The sequence below is a fragment of the Novosphingobium sp. genome (assembly GCF_032093395.1).
Classification (GTDB): Bacteria; Pseudomonadota; Alphaproteobacteria; order Sphingomonadales; family Sphingomonadaceae; genus Novosphingobium.
In genome coordinates this window covers 1-9,722 of record NZ_DAMDBA010000121.1, presented here as the reverse complement: position 1 = coordinate 9,722, position 9,722 = coordinate 1, and the positions used below count along the sequence as shown (strand labels likewise).

Genomic DNA, 9,722 nt, shown 5'->3' with positions numbered 1-9,722 from the left:
CCGCCGGCCAGGTCGAGGCCGAGATTGATCTTGGGCTCGGGCAGGAATGCGGGCCAGCGCGCATTGGTCAGCGAGACCAGCGACGGCACAGCGCAAAGGGCGATGACGATCGTCAGCCCCCAGTACCAGAGCTTCTTCCAGGTAGGAAATTCGAGCATAGCCTGTGGCTTCTCTCCGAAAGAGCAGCCGCTTTGGGCCGCTCCATGACATCGGACATCGCCGGGAACAGCCCGGCGATGCCGGAAACTCAGTCGTTCGCGGGCTTGGAGCCGGCCGGCGGGATCACGTCGACGATGGTCGACTTGACGGCCTTCACGACGACGCCCTGGGCCAGCTGAACATCGGCGTAGTTGTCGTCGATCTTCACGATCTTGCCGACAAGACCGCCACCGGTCAGCACTTCGTCACCCTTCTTGAGCGCGGAGAGCTTGTTCTTGTGCTCCTTCTGCTGCTTCATCTGCGGGCGCAGGATGAGGAACCAGAAGATCGCCGCCATCGCCACGAACGGCAGGTACTGGATCCATGCCGGCGGAGCGCCCGCAGGAGCGGCGGCAGCGAGCTGGTTGAGAATCGAGCTTTGCATTGAACTGAAGGGCCTTCTCGTCGTTTCGTCCCGGCGCGAACGGCGCGGCATCCGATCTGCCGCACGCCTTGCCGGAAAAATCCATTCATGGACTTAGCCGGATGGGCGCGGTTAGCAACAAAGCGGAGCACTGGCAACGCGCGGCCTTCTGCCGAAAGCCGCCCATCCCCCGGGAGCTGCCCGCAAATAGGTATCCACAGGCACGCTTCAACCGCTGCGAAGAAAGTCTTCATCAGACGCTTGCGCTCTCGAAAAGAGCCTCCTATAGGCCGCGCTCCGGTCGGGACGTAGCGCAGCCTGGTAGCGCATCACACTGGGGGTGTGGGGGTCGGAGGTTCGAATCCTCTCGTCCCGACCAATAAAAACGCCGGCTCCTGCTTCACGCGGGAGCCGGCGTTTTTGCTTTCGGCCAGGTTTGCTTTCGGCCGGGGCATGCCGTTGACGTATGGTCCCGCCATCGATGTCGTTCTTGACTGCGAAATAATTCCGGGTTCATCTGGACCGGAGTTATTTCAGACACTTCGAGGGAACGATGAAGCTCGCAATTGCAACTCCAGTTCTTCTCGCATTTGCCGTGCCCGCTGCTTCGCCCGTCTCGGCGCAAACTTCGACCTGCTATCGTCTGGGCAATATCGCGAGCTGCAGCGTCCAGCCGGGCAATGGCGACAATCCGGCCCAACAGCGTTACGCCGGTTTTGAAGAGGTGGAGCGCCTGCGCAAGCAGAACGAGGAGCAGGAGGATATGCGCCGGGAGCAGGGTCTGCGCGAGGAAGTGGGCGCTCTGGTGGCGGACGGAAACTGCACGGAAGCGAGGAAGGTGGCTCTAAGAGCAGGCGACTTTGCGCTGGCCGATCGGGCCGGCGCCATGTGCAAGCCGGCACAGCGGTAACGGCGAAATCGCACCGGGCACCCGCTTCGGCATTTTCCTACACCTGTAAGTTCATTTATCTGGTTGCGGGCCACCATCCAAGGGAGTGCCCGCAATGGCCCTGTTCGATTCGATCCTGTCGCCCGTCTCGAAGATCATCGACAAAGTGATTCCCGATCCCGACGCCCGTGATCGCGCCAAGCTGGAACTGTTGAAGCTCGAAAATTCTCAGGAACTTCAACTCTTTCAAGCAAGCCTTTCACCCATAGTCGCCGAAGCCGCTTCCGCCGACCCCTGGACCAGCCGCGCGCGGCCGAGCTTTCTCTACGTCATATACGCGATGATTCTCTGGGCCCTGCCCATGGGCCTGATCGGCGCCTTCAGCCTCGCCACGGCCCGTGCCATAGGTCAGGCCATGACGGCCTATCTGAACGGCATCCCCGAACCGCTCTACGCCCTCTTCGGCACTGGCTACCTCGGCTATTCGGCCATGCGCCAGTGGGGCAAGACCAAGGGGAGCGATCGTTGATCTCACGTTGTTAAGACAAACCCAAATCTTCGTCGCTACATCTCCTCGCAAGCGCGGCGTCGCCCGCCTTGCGAGGAGTTTTGAGTGTTCGGGAATGTAGCGCGCATGGCACTGGCCACGATACCGGCCGCGTTGCTGACATTGGCGGGTTGCGGGCCGAGCCGCGAGGATGAACTCGAAAGGCAGCTTGCCGAAGCGAAAGCCCTGGCCCAGCAGGAGGCGGCCGCACGGGCTCAGGCCCAGCAAGAAAGCGCCGCCGCGCGGCGACAGGCCCACGACGCCGAACTCGCCAAGTTCTATCAGGGCGGAAACGAGGCAGAGCAGGCGGAGGAACCGCAGCCTCCCTCCTCCCCGGCTGCCGATGCCGATGCATCACCGCCGCCCGCAGGCATGCAGGCCGATGGACGCCCCCTGGGCGACGAGATGCCTGCCCCACGCTGAGAAATCTCCCTGGGTATTCCCAGCCACCGCGGAAATGCTCTAGAGCCCCGACCGGAAAGCAACCGCATCGGGAATCCGCAATGGCCAGCAAGCTCGTCTATGTCCTCAACGGACCGAACCTCAATCGTCTCGGCAAGCGCGAACCGGGCATCTATGGCTCGCAGACGCTCGACGATATCGGGGCCATGCTGACGGAACGCGGCGAAGCGCTGGGCTGCACGATCGACATGCGGCAGTCGAATCACGAAGGCCACCTGATCGACTGGCTGCACGAAGCGGAAGACCAGGGCGCCCATGCTGTGCTGATCAATCCGGGGGCCTATACCCACACCTCGATCGCGCTGCACGATGCGATCCGCGCGATCAAGGTGCCGGTGATCGAGGTGCACCTTTCCAACCCGCACGCGCGCGAGGAATTCCGCCATACCTCATGGGTGGGCATGGCCGCGAAGGCCACGGTCGCCGGCTTCGGAGCGGGTAGTTACCTGCTGGCGCTGGAAGGTGCGGCGGCTCTCTGAGCGGGAGCGCATTTCACGATCCCGCCCTCACCGTCTCTCACGGAAACGATGTGCTGGATGAAGACCTCGATTTCGCCGCGCGGGCCGGCCGCCATGCCGTCCTGCACCACGGCCACCTCGCAGATGCCCCGGCGTGCGAGATCGAGGAAGATCGGCCGAAGCTGGTCCGGACCGGCGCTCGCCTCGATGCCGATCGAGAGATAAGACTTGGGCTTCCATCCCGTGACGACATCATCGCCGCGATAGGGCCGAACGCGATCGCTTATCGCGGCGAGCGGCCTTCCCTGCTCGCTCCATCCGCCGCTGGCGGCGTCGAAACGGGGTAGCGACGACACGGCCTCGGCCGGTACGCCGACCTGTTCGAGCGTGGTGCCCAGCACGAAGTCCGGTTCAGGCTGTATGCTTCGCTGCGTGAACCACCAGACATTGCCTGCCGCCAACAGCAACGCCGCGCCCCCCAGCAGGACGCGGCGCGTTTTCCTTGTCATTGCCACGACGTCATTGCCACGAAGTGATTCGCTCAGGCTTCCAGCGGAACGCCGGGCACGCTCTTGGCAGTGCGGATGGTCAGCGAGGTCTTTACGCTGTCCACGTTCGGCGCCGGCGTCAGCTTGCTGGTCAGGAATTCCTGGAAGCTCTGGAGATCGCGGCTGACGATCTTCAGGATGAAGTCGATCTCGCCGTTGAGCATGTGGCACTCGCGAACTTCCGGCAGGCCCTTCATATGGTCCTCGAAGGCGCGCAGCGATTCTTCGGCCTGGCTCTTCAGGCTGACGAGCGCGAAAACGGTGATCGTGAAGCCCAGCTTCGAGGCATCGAGGTCGGCGTGATAGCCCTGAATGATGCCCGATTCCTCAAGGCTGCGCACGCGGCGCAGGCAAGGCGGCGCGGTGAGACCGACACGCTGGGCGAGTTCGACATTGGTGATGCGCCCTTCGTCCTGCAACTCCGCGAGCAGGCGGCGATCGATGTCATCGAGATTAATCATGCGAAACTTTCCTTGCGGGGGCGCGCAGCGTGATCCGGCATGCAATATCCACTCGAAAACGCCGACACCCCTGTAATAATATTATCCCATAGCGTAATCGTCCCGCATTGCAACGCCTACAATCTACCCGGTTCCACCATCTGCACAGTTTGATAGAGATGAGGTGATCCCATTTTAACCCTAAGGGTCTATCCCTTGGGAAATGAAGCCTATCCTTTGGGAAATAAGGAATGTGGCAGCTTCGCACCGGCCGACGGAGCGCCTATGGAGCCGGAATGCACTTCGACGATCGCCTTGCTACGGTTCTGCATCTGCCGTCCTCCGGGGACGCGCTGGCGCGTATCCAGTATCGCCAGCTGATCGACATTCTGGGCAGCCTCGCGAAGGATGCGCGCTCGGCTGCGATCGAGGCAGGGTTCGCCCGTGTGATCGACTTGTCGTCGCGGATACCCGCCACGGATCGCGCGCGCCTGGTGCGCCAGCCGCTTCAACCCCTGACGAACCCCCGCCTTCTCGCTCTTTTCGCGGAAGCGGAGCCCGAAGTGGCAATGGCCGCGATCGGCATCGCCCAGCTCCACGAGGACGCCTGGCTGGCCCTGGTGCCCGCCCTCCCCGTGCGTGCGCGCGGCATCCTGCGCCATCGCCGCGACCTGGGCGCAAGAGTGGAAGCCCTGCTGGAACGGCTTGGCATCCGCGATCGCGGGCTGCCGCCCATCGAGAAACCGGCCGCTAACGAACCCGCTGGTAACGAGAATAAGGAGCAGCCGCTCGACCTGGTGGATGCGGTGGATTACAACGAACCGGAACCTCCGGTAGCGCCCCGTGTCGAACCGGCGACTTTCGCCGGGCTCGAACAGATTGCCGCCGCCGGCCGCGCAGCCGTTACGCCGGCGGACGTGCGCGGGCATCGCGTTGCCAAGGCCGGGGGAGATGCGGGTGCCGAGGCTGGCGCCGGAATCGGCGCGATCGTCCGCCGCATCGAAGAATTCCGCAAGGCGCGCGAAAGCCATGGCTCTACCAGTTTCGCCTCCAAACCGGGAGGCGATGCCCCGCAACTGCCGCTCGGCGATTCTTCGAAACTTGCCACGGCAGCGATCGACTTCGCGACGGATGCCGAAGGACGCATCAACTGGGCGGACGGCTCTCTGGCCAGTGCGCTGGTCGGCCTGAATCTCGCCGGTCTCGATCCGTCGGCGGTCGAGCCTTCGCCGCATATCCAGACGCCCTATACGCCAAGGCCTGGCCTTGCCCTGTCCATGCGCCACCGCCAGCCACTCCGGGCGATCGCGGTGGACATCGCGGGCGCTCCGGCGGTGCGTGGATCCTGGCAAGTCGATGCCGTGCCGCATTTCGATCCGGCCAGCGGACGGTTCATCGGCTATGCGGGAAGATTGCGCCGCCCGGGCAAGATCGCCGCCATCGATGCCCCGCCGGCCGCCGAACCAAGCGAGGCCGACCGGATGCGTCAGGTGCTGCACGAATTGCGGACGCCCGCCAATGCCATCCAGGTGGCCGCCGAAATCATCCAGCAGCAACTCTATGGCCCCGCCCCCCACGAGTATCGCGCGCTTGCCGCCGCCATCGCTGGCGACTGCGCGCATATCCTGGCCGGGTTCGAAGAGTTGGACCGCCTGGTAAAGCTGGAATCGGGTGCGCTCGGCATCGAATCGGGGGAAAGCGACCTCGCTTCCGTTCTGGCCGAAACGGTGTCGCGCCTGAAGGCCTGGACAGAACCGCGCAGTAGCGGATTCGTGCTTCCGGAACTGGGATATGCGCCCTCGCCGGTCGCGATCGAAAGGGCGGAAATCGAACGCCTGGTGTGGCGCATCTTCGCCGTTCTCGCCGGCATGACCGCGCCGCAGGAGATGCTGCCGGTCCGCCTGTCGATGGAGAGCGGGCGCGTGGCGATGCGCGTCGCCCTGCCCTCGCTGCTGCTGACCCGCGATGCCCAGAGCCTGTTCGACACGCCCGTCAGTGAGCGTGGACAGTCGCTGTCCACGGGCATGTTCGGCATCGGCTTCACCTTGCGTCTGGCCGCGGCAGAGGCCGCAGCGGCGGGCGGCGGCCTGCAACGGGAGGAGGACGATCTTTACCTCTCGCTTCCCGCCGCCCCCGCAGCCGAACAGGCGGGCAGCCGGGCGATATGACGATATGGGCGAGCAGACTTCGGTTCACCGCCCTTCCCCTTTACCGAAGCGGAACGATTTGGCGTTAAGCCGGACCAACCACGCCCTCGGATTCGCCATGCCTCGCGCCTGACCGAATCCGGGAACACAACGTCGCCCTGTCGGACGTGCCGCGATCGAGGGCCCGATCAAGGGAATGCCCAGTTTGCCGGGGACCAATCTTCTCCAGCCTCCCAAAACCGACGCTCTCGCGCGTTTCGACGAGGGATTCGGCCAGAGGTTCATCGTCACCGTCGATACCGAAGAGGAATTCGACTGGAACGCGCCGCTGGATCGTCATCGCCACGGCACCCTATCGGTCCCCGCGCTCCAGACGTTCCAGCAGTTCTGCGAGGAATTCGGCGTCGTTCCGATCTACCTCATAGACTATCCGGTGGCCAATTCGCCGCTCGCACCGCAGGCGATCGGCGAGGCCGTCTCGGCCGGGCGCGCGGAAGTCGGCGTGCAGCTTCATCCCTGGGTAAGCCCCCCGTTCGACGAGGTGATAAGCGAATTCAACTCCTACGCCGGCAACCTGCCTTACGAACTGGAGCGCGAGAAGTTCGCCCGGTTGCACGCGCGTATCGTCGAAGCCTTCGGCACCGCGCCGCGCATATATCGTGCGGGACGCTATGGGCTTGGACCGCAGACCGCCAGCATCCTCCAGGAGTTCGGGATAGCCATCGACACCTCGGTGCGGGCGCGCTTCGACTACAGTTCATCCGGCGGCCCGAACTATCGCCAGCACCCGCTGCATCCCTATTGGACGGATGCGGGACGGCAATTGCTCGAACTGCCGCTGACGACGGTCTACTGGGGGCCGCTGAGGCAGTTTGGCGACAGCATCTATCCCGCGCTCTGGCGCCTGCCGCAACTGCGGGGGGCACTGGCACGCACGGGATTGCTGGAGCGGATTCCGCTGACGCCCGAAGGCGTCACCGTGGAGGAGGCCCTGCGCGGAGTCGATGTGGCGATCGACATGGGGTTGCCGGTGCTGGTCTTCTCGTTCCACAGCCCTTCGCTCGCTCCCGGGCACACACCCTATGTTCGTAACCCACGCGATCTCGACGCTCTTTACGACTGGTGGCGCACGCTTTTCGGCCATCTCGCACGCCGCGGTGTAAAACCCGGCAATGTTGCCAACATCCTATCCAGCGTAACGCTTGCACAGAACGAATTGCCAAGCTAACGGGCTTTTCGTCCGGCCTTCGTCGATGGAGCCGGACGCAGCGGTTGGGGCCTGTAGCTCAGCGGTTAGAGCTGGCCGCTCATAACGGCTAGGTCGCGGGTTCGAATCCTGCCGGGCCCACCAACGGCAGCAGGACTTCTGGTCCCGCAAGACATCATCGACACCCGAAGGGTCGGGGAGTGGCGCAGTCCGGTAGCGCGCCTGCTTTGGGAGCAGGATGTCGCAGGTTCGAATCCTGTCTCCCCGACCAACTTCTTTTTTCATCTGAATTTCAAACGGATACTAGGGTATAACGGCCGTGCCGGGCGACTTGGCCGGCCAGGTTCGGCTCTCTCCGCATTCCGATCGTCGGAGCCGCAGGCGGCACCGGTTTACGTGAACTCCTCGAGAGATACGGATCGAAGGGATGGAGGCGGACGCCGGGGTGAATAGAATCATTCCGGCTGCTGCGTAATTTCCCCGATCACAATTCCCCTTACGACAGGCGATCTTCTCGGCTCTGAATTCATCAGCGAGGCCGGGCCATGGAGATCATCAAGCATCTGATTCCCCTGCTACTGACGGTCAGCCTTGCACTATTGGTAGTCGCCGCCGGGCTGGCCTCCTCGCGCGGGAACTTCGTCTACGTGCTCAGTCGGCCGAAACTGCTGTTGCAGGCATTCGGCGCGATCGTGGCCATACCGGTGATCGCCGCCGTGATCATCATTGCGATCTTTCCGGTCTCGCAGGCGGCAAAGGCAGGGATCCTGCTCATGGCCCTGTCACCCGTTCCGCCGCTGATGCCGGGCAAGGCGCTGAAGGCAGGCGGACACGCCTCCTACGTCTACGGCCTGATGGCCACCGGCGCGGTCTTTGCCGTGATCTTCGTGCCGATCCTGGGCGCTCTCGCTGCCCGGTTCTACGCTGTCCACGCGCAGTTCCCCGTCGGCGTGGTGGCGCGCAATGTCTTCGTGGGCGTTACCGTGCCGCTGATCGTCGGCCTCGTAGTGGGCCGGCTCCTGTTCAAGGGCCCCTCGCCGAAGCTGACCAAAGCCGTGACGATCGCCGCTTATGTCCTGCTGGTCGTGGCTGCCGTGCCCATCGTCATCAAGGTCTGGCCGCAGATGATGGCGCTGGTCGGAAACGGCACGGTGCTGGCGATGGCCCTGGTGGCGCTTGCCGCATTGCTGGGCGGGCACTTCCTGGGAGGTGACGACATGGCTGACCGCAGCTCGCTCGCGATCGCCGCCTCGATGCGTCACCCTGGCATAGCCTTGGCGTTGGCAGGGGCGAACCACGCGAACGAAGCCGTATCCGCCGCCGTGCTGCTGTTTCTGATCGTCGGGTTCTTGTTGCTGATCCCTTATCAGATGATTGTGCGCCGACACGAAAAGCCCGAGGATCAGGGATGACCCTCGGGACATGATGGGGTTGGCCAGGTGATCCGAGATAGCGACGTCAGGGTCTGAGGATCGCGCGGAACCCGACATGTGAGGTGGAAGTATCGACCGGATGGGCATGGCGCGCCGCCGGTCGATAGCGGCGGCAATAGTTGGGCGCACAAAGGTGTGATCCGCCCTTGAGAACCCGCCGTGGAATACGTGCGGGATCGTGCGGGTCCATGCTGTCCTGAAGCGCCTTGGCGCGCGCGGTGGAGCAGCAGCTTTTCGCGGGAGCCGCGTTCGGCGAATCCGTCCACCAGTCCGACGTCCATTCCCAGACGTTGCCGATCATGTCGTGAAGGCCATAGGCGTTGGCCGGATAGGCCCCCACCGGCGAGGTCCGCTCCCAGCCATCCTCGCGCAAGTTCGAATAGGGAAAGGCGCCCTGCCAGGTATTCGCCTGGTGGACGCCGCCCGGCACCAGTTCGCTCCCCCAGGCATATTCGACGAGTTCCAGGCCTGCACGCGCGGCGAACTCCCACTCTGCCTCGCGCGGTAGCGAGAGGCCGGCCCAGTCGAGATAGGCCTCGACGTCGACCAGCGCGACATGGACCACGGGATGGTCGGCAAGATCCGCGATGCCGCTTGCCGGTCCGGTGGGATGGCGCCAGTCCGCTCCGGCGGTGAACGACCACCACTGGGTTACCGGTCCGCGCGGATCGACCGGTTTCGCGGGCGACTGGAATACCAGCGAGGACGCCACCAGCATGTCCGGCATCGCACCGGGATAGGCAGCCGGGTCGGGCGCTTCCTCCGCCAGGGTGCGATAGCCCGTCTCATCCACGAAGCGGGCGAACTCCCGGTTCGTCACCGGCGTGCGGTCCATCCAGAAGCCGTTCACGGCGGCAGGCCGCTCGGGGCGTTCCTCGGGGTAGTGATGGTTCGAGCCCATCGTGAATTGTCCGCCCTCGATCCAGACCATGTCCCGGTCCGGGCGAAGAGCGGTCGTTTTCGCGTGCGTTGCCATAACTCAGTTCATCCCCGAAATGTTGAAGACGATACCCGCCACGGCGGCCACGC

At 64.1% G+C, this 9,722-nt stretch carries 11 protein-coding genes and 3 tRNA genes; 10 read left to right on the top strand and 4 right to left on the bottom strand.

Annotation, left to right across the window (positions count from 1 at the left end; genetic code table 11):
* Positions 1 to 247: 247 nt before the first annotated feature.
* Positions 248 to 583, bottom strand: a complete 336-nt coding sequence (gene yajC, locus RT424_RS23040; RefSeq protein WP_313443001.1) for a preprotein translocase subunit YajC — start codon at positions 581 to 583, stop codon at positions 248 to 250.
* A gap of 281 nt (positions 584 to 864) precedes the next feature.
* Between yajC and RT424_RS23035 the strand changes: the two genes are divergently transcribed.
* From RT424_RS23035 to aroQ, 5 genes are all read left to right on the top strand, one after another.
* Positions 865 to 941 (top strand) — tRNA-Pro (locus tag RT424_RS23035).
* 216 nt (positions 942 to 1,157) lie between these two features.
* The gene (locus tag RT424_RS23030; protein ID WP_313442998.1) at positions 1,158 to 1,472 is read left to right on the top strand and encodes a hypothetical protein; all 315 of its coding nucleotides are present in this window, start codon (positions 1,158 to 1,160) and stop codon (positions 1,470 to 1,472) included.
* Between the two features lie 94 nt (positions 1,473 to 1,566).
* Entirely contained in the window at positions 1,567 to 1,980 is a 414-nt protein-coding gene (locus RT424_RS23025; protein WP_313442996.1) for a holin family protein, read from the top strand.
* Between the two features lie 84 nt (positions 1,981 to 2,064).
* On the top strand, positions 2,065 to 2,421 hold the full coding sequence (locus RT424_RS23020; protein WP_313442994.1) for a hypothetical protein: 357 nt from the start codon (positions 2,065 to 2,067) through the stop codon (positions 2,419 to 2,421).
* An 80-nt stretch (positions 2,422 to 2,501) separates the two neighbouring features.
* Positions 2,502 to 2,939 (top strand): type II 3-dehydroquinate dehydratase, encoded by a 438-nt coding sequence (gene aroQ / locus RT424_RS23015; RefSeq protein WP_313442991.1) that lies wholly within the window; start codon positions 2,502 to 2,504, stop codon positions 2,937 to 2,939.
* Here the strand turns inward: aroQ and RT424_RS23010 are convergent.
* Positions 2,903 to 3,427, bottom strand: coding sequence for a hypothetical protein (locus tag RT424_RS23010; protein ID WP_313442988.1), 525 nt, complete (start codon positions 3,425 to 3,427; stop codon positions 2,903 to 2,905). The genes aroQ and RT424_RS23010 overlap by 37 nt on opposite strands.
* Before the next feature lie 32 nt (positions 3,428 to 3,459).
* A complete protein-coding gene (locus RT424_RS23005) occupies positions 3,460 to 3,927 on the bottom strand; it encodes an Lrp/AsnC family transcriptional regulator (RefSeq protein ID WP_031342574.1) in 468 nt (155 codons plus the stop codon).
* A 275-nt stretch (positions 3,928 to 4,202) separates the two neighbouring features.
* Here RT424_RS23005 and RT424_RS23000 point away from each other — a divergent pair, with 275 nt between their 5' ends.
* The 5 genes from RT424_RS23000 (at position 4,203) to RT424_RS22980 (ending at position 8,672) form a co-directional block, all read left to right on the top strand.
* Positions 4,203 to 6,074 (top strand): sensor histidine kinase, encoded by a 1,872-nt coding sequence (locus tag RT424_RS23000; protein WP_313442984.1) that lies wholly within the window; start codon positions 4,203 to 4,205, stop codon positions 6,072 to 6,074.
* Between the two features lie 184 nt (positions 6,075 to 6,258).
* On the top strand, positions 6,259 to 7,281 hold the full coding sequence (locus RT424_RS22995; protein WP_313442983.1) for a polysaccharide deacetylase family protein: 1,023 nt from the start codon (positions 6,259 to 6,261) through the stop codon (positions 7,279 to 7,281).
* Positions 7,282 to 7,328: 47 nt separating this feature from the next.
* Positions 7,329 to 7,404 (top strand) — tRNA-Ile (locus tag RT424_RS22990).
* A gap of 50 nt (positions 7,405 to 7,454) precedes the next feature.
* Positions 7,455 to 7,531 (top strand) — tRNA-Pro (locus RT424_RS22985).
* Between the two features lie 274 nt (positions 7,532 to 7,805).
* Complete coding sequence (locus RT424_RS22980) at positions 7,806 to 8,672, top strand: Na+-dependent transporter (RefSeq protein WP_313442981.1); 867 nt, start codon at positions 7,806 to 7,808, stop codon at positions 8,670 to 8,672.
* 46 nt (positions 8,673 to 8,718) lie between these two features.
* Here RT424_RS22980 and RT424_RS22975 read toward each other — a convergent pair whose 3' ends face one another.
* Entirely contained in the window at positions 8,719 to 9,624 is a 906-nt protein-coding gene (locus tag RT424_RS22975; protein WP_313443003.1) for a formylglycine-generating enzyme family protein, read from the bottom strand.
* Between the last annotated feature and the right edge of the window lie 98 nt (positions 9,625 to 9,722).

Excerpts from the sequence above, each read along its gene's own strand:
- yajC (WP_313443001.1), bottom strand. The coding sequence starts at position 583 with ATGCAAAGCTCGATTCTCAACCAGCTCGCTGCCGCCGCTCCTGCGGGC.
- RT424_RS23025 (WP_313442996.1), top strand. The coding sequence starts at position 1,567 with ATGGCCCTGTTCGATTCGATCCTGTCGCCCGTCTCGAAGATCATCGAC.
- aroQ (WP_313442991.1), top strand. The coding sequence starts at position 2,502 with ATGGCCAGCAAGCTCGTCTATGTCCTCAACGGACCGAACCTCAATCGT.
- RT424_RS23010 (WP_313442988.1), bottom strand. The coding sequence starts at position 3,427 with ATGACAAGGAAAACGCGCCGCGTCCTGCTGGGGGGCGCGGCGTTGCTG.
- RT424_RS23005 (WP_031342574.1), bottom strand. The coding sequence starts at position 3,927 with ATGATTAATCTCGATGACATCGATCGCCGCCTGCTCGCGGAGTTGCAG.
- RT424_RS23000 (WP_313442984.1), top strand. The coding sequence starts at position 4,203 with ATGCACTTCGACGATCGCCTTGCTACGGTTCTGCATCTGCCGTCCTCC.
- RT424_RS22980 (WP_313442981.1), top strand. The coding sequence starts at position 7,806 with ATGGAGATCATCAAGCATCTGATTCCCCTGCTACTGACGGTCAGCCTT.
- RT424_RS22975 (WP_313443003.1), bottom strand. The coding sequence starts at position 9,624 with ATGGTCTGGATCGAGGGCGGACAATTCACGATGGGCTCGAACCATCAC.